General features: G+C 41.5%; 15 protein-coding genes. 5 read left to right on the top strand and 10 right to left on the bottom strand.

Going from position 1 to position 17,812, the window contains the following annotated elements; translation table 11 throughout:
- The first annotated feature begins 138 nt into the window (after positions 1-138).
- Entirely contained in the window at positions 139-1,509 is a 1,371-nt protein-coding gene (locus AC075L_RS13865) for an NAD(P)/FAD-dependent oxidoreductase (RefSeq protein WP_118633056.1), read from the top strand.
- Positions 1,510-1,609: 100 nt separating this feature from the next.
- Here AC075L_RS13865 and AC075L_RS13860 read toward each other — a convergent pair whose 3' ends face one another.
- The 5 genes from AC075L_RS13860 to gap all read right to left on the bottom strand — a co-directional run bounded on the left by AC075L_RS13860 (position 1,610) and on the right by gap (position 7,142).
- Positions 1,610-2,083 (bottom strand): GNAT family N-acetyltransferase, encoded by a 474-nt coding sequence (locus AC075L_RS13860; RefSeq protein WP_055199951.1) that lies wholly within the window; start codon positions 2,081-2,083, stop codon positions 1,610-1,612.
- A 34-nt stretch (positions 2,084-2,117) separates the two neighbouring features.
- A complete protein-coding gene (rlmD, locus tag AC075L_RS13855; RefSeq protein ID WP_476387808.1) occupies positions 2,118-3,308 on the bottom strand; it encodes a 23S rRNA (uracil(1939)-C(5))-methyltransferase RlmD in 1,191 nt (396 codons plus the stop codon).
- Between the two features lie 668 nt (positions 3,309-3,976).
- A complete protein-coding gene (tpiA, locus tag AC075L_RS13850; RefSeq protein WP_022381027.1) occupies positions 3,977-4,726 on the bottom strand; it encodes a triose-phosphate isomerase in 750 nt (249 codons plus the stop codon).
- Between the two features lie 44 nt (positions 4,727-4,770).
- Positions 4,771-5,964 (bottom strand): phosphoglycerate kinase, encoded by a 1,194-nt coding sequence (locus AC075L_RS13845; RefSeq protein ID WP_227567146.1) that lies wholly within the window; start codon positions 5,962-5,964, stop codon positions 4,771-4,773.
- 158 nt (positions 5,965-6,122) lie between these two features.
- The gene (gene gap / locus AC075L_RS13840) at positions 6,123-7,142 is read right to left on the bottom strand and encodes a type I glyceraldehyde-3-phosphate dehydrogenase (protein ID WP_008704062.1); all 1,020 of its coding nucleotides are present in this window, start codon (positions 7,140-7,142) and stop codon (positions 6,123-6,125) included.
- A gap of 318 nt (positions 7,143-7,460) precedes the next feature.
- Here gap and AC075L_RS13835 point away from each other — a divergent pair, with 318 nt between their 5' ends.
- Both AC075L_RS13835 and AC075L_RS13830 read left to right on the top strand, forming a co-directional pair.
- Complete coding sequence (locus AC075L_RS13835) at positions 7,461-8,279, top strand: histidinol-phosphatase HisJ family protein (RefSeq protein WP_118633040.1); 819 nt, start codon at positions 7,461-7,463, stop codon at positions 8,277-8,279.
- Positions 8,280-8,536: 257 nt separating this feature from the next.
- Entirely contained in the window at positions 8,537-10,738 is a 2,202-nt protein-coding gene (locus tag AC075L_RS13830; protein WP_022381067.1) for an amylosucrase, read from the top strand.
- A 76-nt stretch (positions 10,739-10,814) separates the two neighbouring features.
- On the opposite strand, the gene AC075L_RS13825 is transcribed toward AC075L_RS13830, so the two are convergent.
- The 5 genes from AC075L_RS13825 to AC075L_RS13805 all read right to left on the bottom strand — a co-directional run bounded on the left by AC075L_RS13825 (position 10,815) and on the right by AC075L_RS13805 (position 15,760).
- Positions 10,815-11,102 carry a hypothetical protein gene (locus AC075L_RS13825; RefSeq protein ID WP_476387807.1) on the bottom strand — a complete coding sequence of 96 codons (288 nt, stop codon included), beginning with the start codon at positions 11,100-11,102 and terminating at the stop codon, positions 10,815-10,817.
- Positions 11,103-11,136: 34 nt separating this feature from the next.
- Positions 11,137-13,350, bottom strand: a complete 2,214-nt coding sequence (locus AC075L_RS13820) for a cation-translocating P-type ATPase (protein WP_476387806.1) — start codon at positions 13,348-13,350, stop codon at positions 11,137-11,139.
- Positions 13,351-13,546: 196 nt separating this feature from the next.
- Positions 13,547-13,996 carry a Fe-S cluster assembly scaffold protein NifU gene (nifU, locus tag AC075L_RS13815; protein WP_008704067.1) on the bottom strand — a complete coding sequence of 150 codons (450 nt, stop codon included), beginning with the start codon at positions 13,994-13,996 and terminating at the stop codon, positions 13,547-13,549.
- Between the two features lie 85 nt (positions 13,997-14,081).
- Positions 14,082-15,266 carry a cysteine desulfurase NifS gene (gene nifS / locus AC075L_RS13810; RefSeq protein WP_055149412.1) on the bottom strand — a complete coding sequence of 395 codons (1,185 nt, stop codon included), beginning with the start codon at positions 15,264-15,266 and terminating at the stop codon, positions 14,082-14,084.
- Between the two features lie 17 nt (positions 15,267-15,283).
- Positions 15,284-15,760, bottom strand: a complete 477-nt coding sequence (locus AC075L_RS13805) for an RrF2 family transcriptional regulator (RefSeq protein WP_022381064.1) — start codon at positions 15,758-15,760, stop codon at positions 15,284-15,286.
- A 186-nt stretch (positions 15,761-15,946) separates the two neighbouring features.
- Here AC075L_RS13805 and AC075L_RS13800 point away from each other — a divergent pair, with 186 nt between their 5' ends.
- A complete protein-coding gene (locus tag AC075L_RS13800) occupies positions 15,947-17,278 on the top strand; it encodes an oligosaccharide flippase family protein (RefSeq protein ID WP_476387805.1) in 1,332 nt (443 codons plus the stop codon).
- A gap of 265 nt (positions 17,279-17,543) precedes the next feature.
- Entirely contained in the window at positions 17,544-17,720 is a 177-nt protein-coding gene (locus AC075L_RS13795; protein ID WP_476387804.1) for a hypothetical protein, read from the top strand.
- Positions 17,721-17,812: the final 92 nt, after the last annotated feature.

Here is a 17,812-nt window from a genome sequence, read left to right as displayed (position 1 = left end):
AGTAACGCAGACTTATCTATGGCATTCTCTTCAGGCGCATAATATCATCCGCTTCGCAATTTATCAGTTAAATAGTGCGTTCAGGAGATTTGCTGCAGATTTACGAAAATATTTTTACCTGAAAGGATTGTAGTATATATGAAATATGATGTAGTGATCATCGGCGCAGGACCTGGCGGTATTTTCTCTGCCTATGAACTGATGAAGCAAAATAACGATTTAAAGATTGCTGTTTTTGAGGCTGGAAATCCTCTCAGTAAAAGACATTGCCCAATTGATGGTGACAAAGTAAAAACCTGTATCAAATGTAAAACCTGTGCCATTATGAGCGGCTTTGGCGGTGCCGGTGCTTTCTCTGACGGCAAATACAATATCACAAATGATTTCGGCGGAACACTTTATGAACATATTGGAAAGAAAAACGCTCTTGACCTGATGCGTTACGTAGATGAGATCAATGTTGCCTACGGCGGACAGGACACAAAAATGTATTCTACAGCCGGAACCAAATTCAAAAAACTTTGTATGCAGAACAAATTAAAGCTTCTGGATGCTTCCGTACGTCATCTGGGAACAGACATTAACTATGTGGTTCTTGAGAACTTATATGCAAAATTAAAAGAGCATGTTGATTTTCATTTCAACACTCCTGTAGAACGTCTGGAAGTACTTGAAGACAGATACCGTATCATCACAAAGAATGATACCACTGACTGCAGCAAATGCATTGTATCCGTAGGCAGAAGCGGAAGCAAATGGATGGAAAAGATCTGTAAAGAACTTGACATCCCAACCAAATCAAACCGGGTAGACCTGGGTGTACGTGTAGAACTTCCTGCTGTTATCTTCTCACACCTGACAGACGAACTGTATGAGAGTAAGATTGTCTACAGAACAGAAAAATTCGAAGATAATGTGAGGACTTTCTGTATGAATCCTTATGGCATCGTTGTAAACGAAAATACAAACGGCATTGTCACAGCAAATGGCCACAGCTATGAAGATCCGTCCAAACAGACAGAAAATACAAACTTCGCACTGTTGGTAGCCAAACATTTCTCCGAGCCATTTAAAGACAGTAATGGATATGGCGAAAGCATTGCCCGTCTTTCCAATATGCTGGGCGGCGGTGTGATCGTACAGCGTTTCGGCGATCTGGTGCGCGGAAGAAGGAGTACGGTTGCACGCATCGAAGAAGGTATGGTACGGCCTACTCTCGCAGCTACTCCCGGCGATCTGAGTCTTGTTCTTCCGAAACGTATCCTTGACGGAATCATGGAAATGATCTATGCTCTGGATAAGATTGCTCCCGGAACAGCTAATGATGACACCCTTCTCTATGGCGTGGAGGTTAAGTTCTATAATATGGAAGTTGATATCGATGAAAATCTGGAAAGCAGATACAAAGGCCTGTATATCATTGGAGACGGAAGCGGTGTAACCCATTCCCTGTCCCATGCTTCTGCAAGCGGTGTATATGTAGCACGCCAGATTGTTGAGAATATGTAAAAGACCGGAGTTCTTCTGATGGATACCTCTAACTACAGCAATCAATAACCTTAAAGTCCCCATCTGTCTCTTACAGTTGAAACAGATAGGGACTTGTTTATTATATTTTCTGGTATGCCATCCATTTATCCATTCCCAGACGTTCAAATGAACCGCAGTACTGAAATCCGCATTTTTCCAGAAGTTTCTGCATGGGGATGTTATCGTTGTATGTATCCATACGGAGATTCTGTGTCTGAGCATAGGCCCAGTCCAGACAGAATGATGCGGCTCCTCTTACTATTCCTGTGGACGCTACCCTGTGAACTACTCCATAGGGTTCTTCATTCAGCCATTTTCCATTAATTTCTTTATAATCTTCATCTTCTTCCGCCGCATAATAGAAAACACAGGCAATCCGCCCTTCTGACATGCACAAATACATTTTATCAATATCATGCTCTATCAGTTCTGCTGAGGGGTAATCTTCCCCCCACTGTTCTGCATTGCCATTTTCTCTCATAAATTTGCGGGCTTTATCATAAACTTGCATGATCTGCCCAAGATCCTGCACTGATGCTTTTCTTATTTCCATGAAACCTTCCTTTTCTTTTGGTATTTATATTCTTTTAGTATTTGTATTCGTTTTGATTTTTCGTCTGTTTCTCAAATTTTTTCGTCAAAAGACAAATATTTTCACAATGGTCTGTAAAACTGAACATATCTACCGGCTGTATTTTTCTCACATCATAGCCATGTTTTGTCAAATACTCCAGATCTCTTGCCAGTGTTTCCGGTCCACAGGAGATATATACGATTCTTGATGGATTCAGTTTGATAACAGAAGTCATAAACTTTTTATCACTGCCGGTACGTGGCGGATCCATAAACACAACATCTGCATGTTCTCCGTTTTCTGCCATGTTTTCCATAAATTCTCCTGCATCTCCCTGATAGAAACGTGCATTTGTAATCTTATTTTCCTTTGCATTGATTCTGGCATCGCGGACTGCATCCGGATTTAATTCCACACCAATGACATTCTTTGCCCGCTTTGCGGCTACAAGTCCGATTGTTCCTATTCCACAGTATGCATCTATCACTGTTTCTTTTCGTCCAAGCCCCGCATATTCAATTGCTGTCTTATACAGAATTTCTGTCTGTACAGGATTTACCTGATAAAAAGACTGCGGAGAAATGCGGAATGTACATCCGCAGAGCGTATCCCGGATATATCCTTTTCCATAAATGACGATATCACGCTCACCCAGTACCATACTGGTCTTCTTATCATTGACGTTAAGCACAACTGTTGTAATCTGTGGGTATTTCTTTTTCAGAGCTTTCACAAAATTATTTTTTGAAGGAAAGATCGGGGAACCAATCACAAGAACCACCATGATCTCATCTGTGGAAAACCCTCTTCTCACCAGCACATGGCGCAAAAGTCCATATCCTGTGTCCTCATCATATGTTTTGATTCTAAAAGATTTCAGCATATCCCGAATTGTACGGATGATTTCCTGACTGATCTTATCCTCGATCATGCACTCTTCTATCGGAACAACCTTATGTGTTTTCGCTTCGTAGGTTCCACAGATAATATTACCTTTTTTATCCCTGTCAAATACTGCATGAACTTTATTTCTATAATAAAAGGGATCATCCATTCCAATGATTGGTTTTACATTTGCAAACTTTCCAAGAAGCTTCTTCATCCTTTTCTGCTTGGCGGAAAGCTGTTCTTTATAAGGAACACCCTGATACTGGCAGCTTCCGCATTTCTTTGATACACTACATTTTGTTACTTTTTCTTCCATAAAATATTAACCTGCTTTCTATAATTACACATTTTTTACATTATATCAGCGAAAATGGATTCCCGCAATCAGACAATCTTTATTTATCTGTCAATTTCCTCTCAGAATGTCGAAAAAGCAGGGATTCTGTCGAAATGTTTTTGACTGATTTCTGTTGAAACTTGTAGACGAATGTAGAAAAATATGATATAGTTTGTACATACAAAAGAGAAAATCATCGAATTGCCAAAGAGAAAAAAATTTATACCACCAAGGATAAAAACTCAGAAATACTCCAAAATACAAAAGATAAAATACATGAACTAAATACACCTGATAAATAGTCAAAATACAAAAGTATCGAGGCATTCCTTTCGTGCAAAAGAGATTTACCCAAAGTACAAAAGAAACAGCTTACAGAAGATTTTTACACCAGATAAAAGAGACAGTTTCAGTAATGGAGCTGTCTTTTTCTTTATACATATTAATTTCATAAGATACTATGTGTCTGACATAGCCAAACAAATATTCGCAACAGCAATTAAAGCAGGTAACTTACCTGCTTCAACTATAACAATCCCCTGAATACAATCCAATCAGTAAAATTACCAATTTTCCTGTATTCAGGGGCATTATATTATTTCTCGTTTGGACACAAAGATTATCTGCTTATAATCAGTTTTTTATTCTTATTTGTAGTTTACGATCTTTCCGAAATCAGCTTTCAGAGAAGCGCCACCTACAAGGCCGCCATCGATATCGTTCTGAACGAATAAGTCAGGTGCTGTTGCAGGATTTACAGATCCGCCATACTGGATACGGATTGCTTCTGCTGTTGCTTCATCATAGATTTCAGCGATGCATGCACGAATACCTGCGCATACTTCCTGAGCCTGCTCAGTTGTAGCTGTTTTACCTGTTCCGATTGCCCAGATTGGCTCGTAAGCGATAACTGCTGTCTTAGCCTGATCTGCTGTAACACCCTGGAATCCAACTTTAACCTGCTGACGGATGAAATCCATTGTCACGCCCTGTTCTCTCTGAGTAAGAGTTTCGCCACAGCACATGATAGGTGTAATTCCATGTTCGAAAGCTTTGAGAACTTTCTTGTTAACATCTTCGTTTGTTTCTCCGAAGTATTCTCTTCTTTCGGAATGTCCAAGAACAACATATTTAACTCCGGCATCTACGAGCATTGCAGGGGAGATTTCTCCTGTGTATGCACCTTTCTCTTCAAAGTACATGTTCTCAGCACCAACCTGGATGTTTGTTCCCTTAGCAGCTTCTACAACCGGGATGATATCGATTGCAGGTACGCAGAATACTACGTCTACTTCATCGTTAACTACTAATGGTTTTAATGTTTCTACTAATTTAACGGCTTCGCTTGGTGTCATGTTCATTTTCCAGTTACCAGCGATAATTTTCTTTCTTGCCATGATGATTTATCTCCTTAGTATCCCTGTGGGATGTTATTATATTCTTATTTATCGTTTGCTGCTGCAACACCCGGGAGTTCTTTTCCTTCCAGGAATTCAAGAGATGCACCGCCACCTGTGGAGATGTGTGTCATCTTGTCGCCATAACCAAGGATGTTAACTGCAGCTGCAGAATCACCACCACCGATAATAGTTGTGGCATCTGTTTCAGCAAGTGCTTTTGCAACAGCTTCTGTACCATGAGCGAAGTTTGGCATTTCGAAACAGCCCATCGGTCCGTTCCAAACAACTGTCTTAGCATCTTTTACAGCGTCAGCGAAAAGCTTCTCTGTTTCCGGTCCGATATCCATTCCTTCCCATCCGTCCGGAATCTCACCACGTTTAACAACCTGGATATTACAGTCATTAGAGAAGTTATCACCGATTCTGTTATCTACCGGAAGAAGAAGTTTCACACCTTTGTCTTCTGCTTTCTTCATCATGTCCAATGCATACTGAAGATAATCATCCTCACAGAGAGACACACCGATATGTCCGCCCATAGCTTTGGAGAATGTGTAAGACATACCACCACCAATGATAAGAGTATCTACTTTATCAAGAAGGTTATTGATTACAGAAATCTTGCTGGAAACCTTAGCTCCGCCAAGGATAGCAACAAACGGTCTCTCAGGATTGTTCACTGCATTTCCAAGGAAATCGATTTCCTTCTGCATTAAGTAACCAACAACTGCTGTATCAACATATTTGGTCACACCAACATTAGAGCAGTGTGCTCTGTGAGCTGTACCAAATGCATCATTAACAAATACATCACAAAGAGAAGCAAGTTCTTTGCTGAATTCGTCTCCGTTCTTTGTTTCTTCTGCGCGATAACGTGTGTTCTCAAGTAAGATAACATCTCCGTCTTTCATCTCAGCTACTGCTGCTTTTGCGTTAGGTCCTACTACTTCAGGATCTGCTGCAAACTTAACTTCCTGTCCTAATAATTCGGAAAGACGTTTTGCAACCGGTGCAAGAGATAATTCCGGTTTCGGCTCTCCCTTCGGTTTTCCAAGGTGGGAGCAGAGAATAACCTTTCCGCCGTCAGCGATCAGCTTCTTGATTGTAGGAAGAGCTGCAACCAGACGGTTCTCATCTGTGATCTTTCCATCCTGAAGAGGAACATTGAAGTCACATCTTACAAGAACTTTTTTGCCTTTTACATTGATATCATCAACAGATTTTTTATTCAGCATTTGTGGTGCCTCCTTAATAATATTCTTTAACAGTTACTGCATATCTGTAAACAGTAACTTATTGATTTCCTGCTGTCATTCCAGACCACGCGAAAAGGGTCCGGTCCAAATCAGACCGGACCCTTCGTTGGAGTCTATTCCTTTACACTTACTGAAAATTAAGCGTTCAGTAATTTACCAAAGTGTTTGATTGTACGAACCATCTGGCTTGTGTAGGAGTTCTCGTTGTCATACCAGGAAACTACCTGTACTTCTGTTGTGCCATTCTCAAGTGGAAGAACCATTGTCTGAGTAGCATCGAACAGAGAACCAAATCTCATACCAACGATATCGCTGGATACGATTTCATCTTCGTTGTATCCGAAGGATTCATTAGAAGCTGCTTTCATAGCTGCGTTGATCTGTTCTTTTGTTACGTTTCCTTCAACAACTGCTGTTAAGATTGTTGTAGAACCTGTTGGGGTAGGAACACGCTGAGCAGATCCGATAAGTTTACCGTTCAGTTCCGGAATAACAAGACCGATAGCTTTAGCAGCACCTGTGCTGTTAGGAACGATGTTAACTGCAGCTGCACGAGATCTTCTTAAATCACCTTTTCTCTGTGGTCCGTCAAGTGTCATCTGATCGCCTGTGTAAGCGTGGATTGTGCACATGATACCGGATTTGATTGCAGCAAGATCATTTAATGCTTTAGCCATTGGAGCTAAGCAGTTTGTTGTACAGGAAGCTGCGGAGATGATGTGATCTTCTTTTGTAAGAGTTTCATGGTTTACATTGTAAACGATTGTCTTAAGATCGTTTCCAGCCGGAGCGGAAATGATAACGTGTTTAGCACCTGCATCGATATGAGCCTGAGCTTTGTCTTTGGATGTATAGAATCCTGTACACTCAAGAACTACGTCTACACCGATTTCTCCCCATGGAAGTTCAGCAGCGTTAGCTTTTGCGTAAATTTTGATTTCTTTTCCGTCAACTGTGATGGAATCTTCTCCTGCTGTTACTGTATCTGCAAGAGCATATTTTCCCTGTGTTGAATCATATTTTAATAAGTGAGCAAGCATTTTAGGAGATGTTAAATCGTTGATTGCTACGATTTCAAATCCTTCTGCTCCAAACATCTGACGGAATGCAAGACGTCCAATACGTCCAAAACCATTAATTGCAACTTTTACTGCCATGATAAAATTCCTCCTATGAATTAAGTGGTTAATTATGGTAATCCTTTGTTTGTTAAAGAATCATCAACCTGTAATGTATTGTACATAATTCTAAACAAAAATTCAAGACCATTTTCCAAAAAACAGATAAAAATTAAGTAAAAAATGTAAATTATATGTTATACTGTGTATACAGTGCTTTATGAATACACTGATCCGGGCCTGTAATTGTGATATTTCAGGTGCAGATATATCCATTTAAGAGGACACAGTATTCATTTATAATATATCACACGCAAATATAACAGTACTGTTTTTACAGAAGAAAGGACTGAAATTATGGACAGACAAATATTGTGGGATTGTCATATGCACTCTTCTTTTTCTGCTGACTCAGATACGCCTATGGAAGTTATGATCCATCGCGCTGTTGAAACGGGACTACAGGGAATTACTTTTACGGAGCATCTGGATCCGGATTACCCTGTTACTCCGGACAATCTGGATTTTTCTCTGAATATTCCGGCTTACAAAGAAAAGCTAGCTGAACTTTCAGATATGTATAAGGATAAAATTCAGGTACGTTTCGGAATTGAACTGGGACTGCAGATGCATCTGGGAGAATATTTTGACTCACTTCTCTCTCAGACACCTTTTGATTTCGTTATCGGTTCATCCCATCTTGTCCATGGGTATGATCCTTATTACCCGGAATTTTTTGAAGGACGTAAGGAATTTTTATGTTATATGGAATATTTTGAATCCATTCTTGAAAACATTTCCGCATATGACGGATTTGATGTTTACGGACATATTGATTATGTTGTCCGTTATGGTCCTAACAAGAACCGGGAATATTCTTACGGACGGTATAAAGATATTCTGGATGAGATTCTGAAGAAACTGATTTCCATGGGAAAAGGCATCGAACTTAATACAGGCGGATATCATTATGGTCTTGGAGAACCCAATCCATGTACTGCCGTAATAAGGCGCTATAGAGAACTTGGCGGAGAGATCATCACCATCGGAGCAGATGCGCATACTCCGGATAAAATCGCCTGTGCATTTGATAAAGCTGCCAGTGTACTGGAAGCCTGTGGTTTTCGTTACTATACAATCTTCAAAGACCGTAAACCGGAATTTATTTCTCTGTAAAACGTGTCAGTACTTGCCTATATGGCAGTTCCTATAATATAATATTACATATGATTTCAGAAGCCCAATTTCCAAACTGCTCCAAATACTGTTTCTCTGGTCTGCATCATAGCTGATCATGATAAAAAACTGACAGCAGATATGGAAATTGCAGCTTTCTGTATATATTCGTAACTGTCCGGTGTCTCCATATTTATGTTTTATATGTCCCGACACTGCCCGGTTACTGTATTTTTCATAAACCAGGGAGGAATATTATGGCTAAAAAAAGACTCCAGAAGAAACGTTCTTCATCAACAGTCAGAAAGCAGGAATCAGAAATTTTACAAGTGACTACTTCCAAAACTGAGCCTGTCAGAGTTGAAACTTCTAAAGTAGAACCTGTTAAGGTCGAGACTTCTAAAGTAGAACCTGTTAAGGTCGAGACTTCTAAAGTAGAACCTGTTAAGGTCGAGACTTCCAAAGTGGAACCTGTTAAGGTCGAGACTTCTAAAGTAGAACCTGTTAAGGTCGAGACTTCCAAAGTGGAACCTGTTAAGGTCGAGACTTCTAAAGTAGAACCTGTTAAGGTCGAGACTTCCAAAGTGGAACCTGTTAAACTGGACGTTCCTGTTGATCTTACTTTATATAATGAACGTTTTCAGAAACATTATGATGAGCTGAAATGGTTATATTGCGAATTATATCAGGATCGTGATGATGTCATGACCTATTTGCATGATCTTACTTCTAATATGGAAGCTTTCTATAACAGCAGAAATTCAGCATTAAAGGCATCTGATAAAAAGCGTGAGGCTGATCCGGACTGGTATAAACGCAATGATCTTGTAGGCATGATGATGTATGTAAACAATTTTGCACATACTTTAAAAGGTCTGGAGGAACATCTGGATTATGTGGAAGAATGCAATGTCAATTATCTTCATCTGATGCCCCTGCTCGCATCTCCGAAAGGAAAAAGTGACGGTGGTTACGCAGTAGCTGACTTCCGCACAGTGCAGCCTGAGCTTGGTACTATGGAGGACTTTTCAGAGCTTACCTCCAAATGCCATGAACGCGGCATCAACATCTGCCTTGATTTCGTTATGAACCATACTTCCGAAGAGCATGAGTGGGCAAAACGGGCTCGCGCAGGTGAAAAAGAATACCAGGACCGTTATTTCTTCTTTGATACCTACGATGTTCCTGCTCTCTATGAGAAGACCTGTCCACAGGTATTCCCAACTACCGCACCGGGCAACTTTACATGGCTGGATGACCTTCACAAGCATGTCATGACTACTTTCTATCCATACCAGTGGGATTTAAACTACAGAAATCCTGTTGTGTTTAATGAAATGGTCTACAATATGTTATATCTGGCAAACCAGGGTGTTGACATCGTACGTCTCGATGCAGTTCCTTATATCTGGAAGCAGCTTGGAACAAACTGCCGCAACCTGCCACAGGTTCACACAATCGTACGTATGATGCGTATGATCTGCGAGATCGTGTGCCCGGGAGTCCTTCTTCTCGGAGAGGTTGTCATGGCTCCTGAAAAAGTTGTTCCATATTTCGGTACACTTGAAAAGCCGGAATGCCATATCCTGTATAACGTTACTACTATGGCAAGCACCTGGCACACAGTTGCAACCAAAGATGTATCTCTGCTCCGCAGACAGCTGGATATTCTGGGATCTCTTCCAAAAGAGTACATCTTCCAGAATTATCTGCGTTGCCACGATGATATTGGCTGGGGACTGGATTATGATTTCCTGAAGAATTTCTCAATCGATGAGGTTTCTCATAAGAAATTCCTGAATGATTTCTTTACAGGCAAATATCCGGATACATTTGGCCGCGGTGAACTTTACAATGATGACCCGCGTCTGGGTGATGCAAGACTTTGCGGTACTACCGCATCTCTGTGCGGCATTGAGAAATATGGTTTTGAAGGAAATGTAGCTGGTGTTGACAGAAGTGTGCGCTATGACATCACACTTCATGCATTTATGCTTTCCCAGTCAGGTATCCCTGTAATCTACAGCGGAGATGAGATTGGTCAGGTAAACGACTATTCTTATAAAGATGATCCTGACAAGGCAGTTGATTCCCGCTATCTTCACAGAGGAGAATTCAACTGGTCACTTGCTCCAAACAGAAATATCGCAGATACAGTACAGGGAAAACTTTTCCACGCACTGGATCATCTGGAACATATCAGAAGTTCACACAGCGTTTTTGACACAACAGCTGATCTTCGTACAATCGATACCTGGGATTCTTCTATCCTTGCAATCGTACGCGAAAATGCAGAGGAGAAATTCATCGGAATCTATAACTTCAGCGATCAGGATAAGGTTGCATGGATCAACGAAGATGACGGCATATACACTGATCTTATCTCAGGACATGAGATGGAAGCTAAAGGTGTTATGATCCCTGCATTTGGATGCTTCTGGCTGTGCAGAAAGAAATAAACCATTAATCTGCATAACGCAGACCGCATAATGCAAACGAGGACAATCTGCATATTTTACAGATTGTCCTCGTTTTTTACTTCTGGACTCTTTCCAAAAATCTTGCAAAAAATCCTTTATTTTCATCTTCTCTGTCCAGTGACTTCTCATAAATCCTCCTGATCCATTCTGTAATAGTTTCGATCAGGATTGGAGAGAATGTCATCAGTACAAATACCAGAATGATCATTCCAAATTCCAGAGAACCCAGTGTCAGCAAATCCTGCAATACAACCGCACTTATAAAAAATGCAAACTGCATTCCATAAATGATCACTTTTCTGTATGTGTTCAGCGGCGAATAAACTGTACGCAGTGCAGACATATAGTTCCACCCCGTAACCAGAACACAGGCTGTATTAAGCATGACGTTGGGAATGGTATACATCCTGACAGACCAGCATGATCGTAAATACACATCCTGTAATGGTTACTGCCGCAGGAAATGCATTCATAAATACGTGCCTCAGGAATGTATGGTCAATCTTATTGTAATTATTTTCCTGTGTCAGAAGAAATGTAGGAATTCCCACTGCGCAGGCACTGATCAGTGACATCTGGATTGGTTCAAAGGGATATGCATCTCCAAAGAAAATTGTGATCAATGACAGTAAAACAGAAAAAATTGTTTTGATCAGAAACATGGATGCCGCACTTCTGATATTGTTTACAACACGACGGCCCTGATTTACAATATGAGGCATTGCCCCGAAATTAGAATCAAGAAGAACGACATTTGCAATATTTTTAGCTGCATCGCTTCCTGCTGCCATGGCAATACTGCAGTCTGCTTCCTTGAGTGCAAGTACGTCATTTACACCGTCACCGGTCATCGCAACTGTATGCTTCTGTGACTGAAGAGCCTGTACCATCTGTTTCTTCTGCTGTGGTGTTACACGCCCGAATACACTGCACTCTGCAACTGCACGCTGCATTTCTTCCGAAGTTTTGATTGTTGTTGCATCGATATAATGATTGGCATTTTTCAGTCCTGCTTTCTTTGCAATCGCAGAGACAGTCACAGGATCATCTCCTGAGATAACTTTAAGGTCAACTCCCTGGCTGTCAAAAAAAGCCAGAGTATCCGGTGCTTCCTCACGTATCACGTCAGTGATGAGAAACAGTCCCAACGGTTCAAGTCCTGTCGGGCGTTCCGTTCCTTTTGTCTCCTGTTCACTGTGAGCCAGAACAAGGATACGGTATCCCTCCTGTGCGTAACTGCTGCAATGTTCCAGAAGTTCTTCATTTCCTTCCGGAAAAAGGAACTGTGCAGCTCCCATCAGATAAGTTCCACTTCCTTCAAAAACAGCACCACTGTATTTCCTGTCTGAGGAGAAAGGAATGGCATGGATCAGTTTCAGGTCATTTCTTGAAGGAAAGCGCTTTCTCAGCGCATCTGCTGTTGCATTCTGATCATGAAGAACTGACATCATATTTCCCATAATGTGGTCAATTTCCTGAAGCTTCTGTCTTTCTTCCTGAGATACCGTTTCTGAATTTACTGTTTCCTGTATCTGTCCGTTTTCCTTCTCTGCTGATACCGTAACCTCCGGTTTTAATGCTGACACATTCTGAACAGGCTCCCCTGTTTCCGGATCAAATTTTGCTGTATGTTGTACAACAGTTGTCTGTGCTGTATCATACAACTGCACATCTTCAACCTTCATGGTACCTTCTGTGATCGTACCGGTCTTATCCAGACAGAGTGTGTCAACTCTCGCCAGCGTTTCAATACAGTAAAGCTCCTGCACAAGTGTCTTCTTTGTAGCAAGAACCATAGAACCCAATGTCAGTGCCACACTTGTCAGAAGTACCAGGCCTTCCGGGATCATTCCAAGTACTGCGGCAACCATATTTACCACAGAATCCTTCAGTGTATCTCCTACGATCATATATTGCTTGTAAAACAACATGGCACCAAGAGGCACGATAATGATACTGATCACCTTCAGAATCGCATTCAGAGAATTGCGAAGTTCCGAATTGTGACGTTTAAATTCCTTTGCTTCACTTGTGATCTGCGATGCATAATTATCTTTTCCAACATGGATTACCTGACAGCAAGCTTCCCCTGATGTCACAAAGCTTCCTGAAAAAAGTTCGTCTCCCTGGCTTTTGGACAGATTGTCCGACTCACCGGTGAGTAGAGACTCGTTTACTTCTACAGTTCCCTCCAGCACCTTTACGTCAGCCGGAACCTGATCTCCTGTTTTCAGAAAGATCAGATCATCCAGAACCAGTTTCTCTGTGGAAATACTCCATTTCTTCCCCTCACGCAAAACTACTGTTTTACTCTCTGTAAGGATTGCAAGTTTGTCAATCGTCTTCTTTGCTCTGATCTCCTGAATAATACCTATCACTGTATTGATCAGAATGATTCCCATAAACATGGAGTTCTTATAAGATCTCACAAAAAGCACCAGAACAAGCAATGCAATATTTAAAAAGTTAAAAAATGTAAGCGTGTTTTCCAAAATGATCTGCTTGTAGGTTCTGGTATTCGGGTTCTCGTTGACATTAACTTTTCCTTCTGCAATCCTCTCCTGCACCTGTTCATTTGTAAGTCCTGTCATTGCTACCTCCTGCAGAAAAATATTTATAGCAGCATCATATAATAAAAATTGCGGGAACTGCTTCACAAAATATCTTTTGTCCCTGGTATCATATAATGCCATAATATAAAGCACAGGGCAGATGATGAGTATCACCCGCCCCTTCTTTATAAATAACGATTTCAGATTACAAACAGATTCAGATTTTTTGCTATAATCAATATTCTTCTTCCTCTGCTTCTTCGCCTTCGTGAATATCAGACTTTGGTTTCTTAAGACCTTTAATCTCAATATGATGCTTCTGTGCATAATCCCACAGAGCCGCATGGATTGCTTCCTCTGCAAGCAGGGAGCAGTGTACCTTTACAGGCGGAAGTCCGTCCAGGGCTTCCATAACTGCCTTATTTGTAACTTCCATAGCTTCTTCGATGGTTTTTCCCATTACCATCTCTGTTGCCATGCTGCTAGTTGCAACTGCCGCACCACATCCGAATGTTTTGAATTTGCAGTCTTTGATGATATGTGTTTCATCATCGATATCAAGAAAAATCCTCATGATATCACCGCATTTTGCATTTCCCACTGTACCTACGCCACTTGCGTTCTCTATTTCTCCTACATTACGCGGATGCTGAAAATGATCCATTACTTTTTCACTGTAAGCCATTTGTGTTTCCTCCTGTTATCCTGACTTTCTTTTAATATTATTTCTGTTGTAGCTACAAAAATACAAACAATTATCTTCTGTTTTGTTATTTATTCTGTTTTTTCATGAAATCTTCATATAATGGAGACATGCTTCTTAAGTGCGCTACAATTTCTTTCAATCTGTCCACTACGAAATCTACATCTTCCATTGTTGTCTCTTCGCTGAGTGTCATACGCAGAGAACCATGTGCAATCTCGTGCGGAAGTCCGATTGCAAGAAGTACATGGGACGGATCAAGAGAACCTGATGTACAGGCAGATCCGCTGGATGCACAGATTCCATAATTATCCAGCATCAGCAGGAGAGATTCGCCCTCAACAAACTGGAAGCTGACATTTACGTTATTCGGAAGACGTTTTATACGGTCACCGTTTACTTTTACATAAGGAATCTCTGTCTCAATTCTGTGGATCAGATGATCTCTGATAGCGATTTCTTTGTCAGTACGTTCTTTCATGGATGCATTTGCACGTGCTGCTGCTGCACCGTATCCAACGATTCCCGGCACATTCTCTGTACCTGCACGACGTTTACGTTCCTGTGCACCGCCATGTACAAAGGAACGGATTTTTACACCCTTACGAATGTAGAGGAAACCGATTCCTTTTGGTCCATTGATCTTATGTCCGCTGGAGCTTAACATATCAATATTGCATTCATCCACATTGATCGGAACCTGACAGAATGCCTGAACAGCATCTGTGTGGAAAAGCACTCCATGCTCTTTTGCGATACGTCCGATTTCCTTGATCGGCTGGATAGAACCAATCTCGTTGTTTGCAAACATTACAGAAATCAGGATTGTTTCCGGTGTGATTGCTTTCTCAAGTTCATCCAGTTTTACAATACCGTTCTCGTCTACATCTACATATGTGATCTTTGCGCCGCGTTTCTCCAAATATTCACAGGTATGGAGAATTGCATGATGCTCGATCTTTGTTGTGATGATGTGGTTTCCTTTTGCTTTATATGCCTCAAAGGTAGCCTTCAGAGCCCAGTTATCAGACTCGGAACCACCTGCTGTGAAATAAATTTCTTCTTTCTTTGCTCCAAGAACTTCTGCGATCTGCTCTCTTCCTTTGGTGATTGCCTCTTTGCTCTTGCCTGCAAAATCATAAATACTGGACGGGTTGCCATAATATTCTGAAAAATATGGCAGCATTGCCTGGACAACCTCCGGTGCTGTTTTAGTTGTTGCTGCATTGTCCAGATAAATCATTTTTCCCATTTTCTTGTCCTCCTGTTTTATTTAAGTATGTCCGGTACATTTTCTTCCATGCCCTGACTTTCCATTTTTTCTTCATGTACTCTTCTGCTTTCCTCGATCAGCTGACCAAGCATCAGGGTATCGACAGCGCTTGTAATACTGTCATTGATTCTCTTCCAGACGAGCTTTGCCACACATACATCACTGCCATGGCAGGTTCCGTCATTCTCAATCCCGGGACAGGCTGCTGCTTCCAGGCTGCCTTCCAGCACACGCAGGACTTCACCGACCGAGATCTCATCTGCCGGCTTGCCAAGCTGGTATCCGCCGTAAGCCCCTCTGCTGCTCTTTACAAGACCGGCCTTCTTAAGCATGGCCATAAGCTGTTCGAGGTAGCTTGTGGAAATATCCTGTCTCTCCGCAATACTCTGTAAAGATATCGCTTCATTCGCACTGTGCAAACCAAGATCTATCAATGCTTTCAAGCCATAACGGGCTCTTGTTGAGAGTTTCATTTTCTCACCTCGTTTTTTAATTCCCAGTGTTTCCCTCGGATTTCATGATTACTTTACCAGAAACAAACCGTTCTGTCAAGGCTGTTTTGTTCATATATTGCTGTAAAGGCGTTTCGGCAGGTTACTGTTTTTTAGTCAAGTGGATATTCGCACCTGCTGCGCATGAAAAGGTCTGGATTTTTCATTATGTCAAAAAAACTTTTTATCAAAGGAACTTTACTTCTTACATTTGCCGGTTTGTTAAGCAGACTTATGGGGTTCTTTTACAGAATATTCCTGTCACACACTATTGGTGCACATGGGCTTGGTATCTTTCAGCTTATACTTCCGCTGCAGATTCTGATCATGTCCATCTGCGCTTCCGGTATCCAGACTGCAATCTCCCGCCTCACTGCCGCAGAAAAAGTTTCCAAAAATCCCAGTCGTCATATCTCAGATTATTTTGTCGTGGGAACTGTATTTTCTGTTGTTTTCTCCCTGGTATTCTCCTGGTTTCTTTACAGCTATGCGGATTTCTGGGCAGTACAGATTCTGAAAGAGTCACAGACTTCCGGTCTGATACGGATTCTTTCTCTGAGTATTCCGTTGAGTACACTTCATACCTGTATCAGCAGCTATTATTTGGGAAGAAAACAGGCCGGATTTCCCGCAGGAGTCCAGCTTCTGGAACAGCTTTTCCGCACAGGCGGATGCTATATTCTTTATCTGATCTGTGCATCGCAAGGGCGAAACATCACTCCGGCAATTGCAGTCGGCGGAAATCTTATCGGGGAAATAGCCTCATCTTTTATTTCTCTTTTCGCAGTCAGTATGCATTTTAAGGTAACACATTATAATATCCGGAATATCAGAAGACCGCTTTCTGTTCTCAGAAAATTGCTCCATATTTCCGTTCCTCTTACCATGAATAAAATACTGCTCACCCTTCTGGGAAGTATTGAAGTGATTCTTATACCTGCAAGGCTGCAAATGTCAGGACTTACTCCCAAAGATTCCCTGAGTGTTTACGGAATCTTTACAGGGATGGCACTTCCGCTTATTCTTTTCCCCGCTACGCTTACAAACTCGGCTGCTGCCATGCTGATTCCCTCCATTACCCAGCTGCAGACTCTGGGGTATCAAAAGCGAATCCAATATGTGATCGGCAGGATTTTCCGATACTGTCTGCTGCTAGGCGGATCCTGCTTGGTTTTTTTTCTGTTTCTTGGAGAATTTCTTGGAAATTTTCTGTTTCACAGTCAGACAGCCGGAATCTATATCCATACCATGTCCTATATCTGTCCTTTTCTGTACCTGAACACCACTCTCACCAGCGTACTCAACGGCCTTGGAAAATCCGGCATCTGCCTGCTGCACAGTGTGATCAGCGTCTGCATCCGGATCAGTTTCGTGCTGTTTGCAATCCCTGTTCTGGGAATCCGGGGATATCTGTACGGGATCCCTGGCAGCGAACTGGCGCTCAGCATCCTGCACAGTTTACAAATACTGCAAAACAACTATAGCAATCCCCGTAAATAATGCACATCCATTAATAAGACTTGATAGTTACTATTCACACTCCACTATCCCGCGAGGTGTTTTGGCATGGATATGCCAAAATTCCATTGCCGCAGGCAATCTGGAATGAATTTTGGCTGCGTTACTGAGAACGAAGTGAACAGTAACGCTTGATATGATCGCAGAAAGTCATCCGAAAATATTTTGGCTATCGACATTCAGATAGGAATGGTTTATAATAAATTCCGAAAAAAGCAAGACAAATAGACACAAAGGAGATATTACTATGGCATTCGATTTTATCAAAAAATTACCAACCCCTGAAGAAATCCGTAATCAGTATCCCATTGATGCTGAAATTCAGGCTGTTAAAGATGCAAGAGATAAAGAACTGCGTGATGTTTTTACCGGAAAGTCCGATAAATTCCTCGCAATCGATCGGTCTCTTGTTCCAGCAGACTGATGAAGTGACGCTGTTCTGGACGATCTTACCAGTATTACGCAATGTTCAGGAGAAAATAGCTGACAAGGTTTCTGATTGTTCCACGTGTTTAA

This window comes from Blautia sp. ZXY-1-B12 (assembly GCF_056339915.1).
Note: the sequence above shows the minus strand (reverse complement) of the source record. Positions and strands in the feature narration are given on the sequence as shown.

Excerpts from the sequence above, each read along its gene's own strand:
- AC075L_RS13865 (WP_118633056.1), top strand. The coding sequence starts at position 139 with ATGAAATATGATGTAGTGATCATCGGCGCAGGACCTGGCGGTATTTTC.
- AC075L_RS13860 (WP_055199951.1), bottom strand. The coding sequence starts at position 2,083 with ATGGAAATAAGAAAAGCATCAGTGCAGGATCTTGGGCAGATCATGCAA.
- rlmD (WP_476387808.1), bottom strand. The coding sequence starts at position 3,308 with ATGGAAGAAAAAGTAACAAAATGTAGTGTATCAAAGAAATGCGGAAGC.
- tpiA (WP_022381027.1), bottom strand. The coding sequence starts at position 4,726 with ATGGCAAGAAAGAAAATTATCGCTGGTAACTGGAAAATGAACATGACA.
- AC075L_RS13845 (WP_227567146.1), bottom strand. The coding sequence starts at position 5,964 with ATGCTGAATAAAAAATCTGTTGATGATATCAATGTAAAAGGCAAAAAA.
- gap (WP_008704062.1), bottom strand. The coding sequence starts at position 7,142 with ATGGCAGTAAAAGTTGCAATTAATGGTTTTGGACGTATTGGACGTCTT.
- AC075L_RS13835 (WP_118633040.1), top strand. The coding sequence starts at position 7,461 with ATGGACAGACAAATATTGTGGGATTGTCATATGCACTCTTCTTTTTCT.
- AC075L_RS13830 (WP_022381067.1), top strand. The coding sequence starts at position 8,537 with ATGGCTAAAAAAAGACTCCAGAAGAAACGTTCTTCATCAACAGTCAGA.
- AC075L_RS13825 (WP_476387807.1), bottom strand. The coding sequence starts at position 11,102 with ATGTCTGCACTGCGTACAGTTTATTCGCCGCTGAACACATACAGAAAA.
- AC075L_RS13820 (WP_476387806.1), bottom strand. The coding sequence starts at position 13,350 with ATGACAGGACTTACAAATGAACAGGTGCAGGAGAGGATTGCAGAAGGA.
- nifU (WP_008704067.1), bottom strand. The coding sequence starts at position 13,996 with ATGGCTTACAGTGAAAAAGTAATGGATCATTTTCAGCATCCGCGTAAT.
- nifS (WP_055149412.1), bottom strand. The coding sequence starts at position 15,266 with ATGGGAAAAATGATTTATCTGGACAATGCAGCAACAACTAAAACAGCA.
- AC075L_RS13805 (WP_022381064.1), bottom strand. The coding sequence starts at position 15,760 with ATGAAACTCTCAACAAGAGCCCGTTATGGCTTGAAAGCATTGATAGAT.
- AC075L_RS13800 (WP_476387805.1), top strand. The coding sequence starts at position 15,947 with ATGTCAAAAAAACTTTTTATCAAAGGAACTTTACTTCTTACATTTGCC.
- AC075L_RS13795 (WP_476387804.1), top strand. The coding sequence starts at position 17,544 with ATGGCATTCGATTTTATCAAAAAATTACCAACCCCTGAAGAAATCCGT.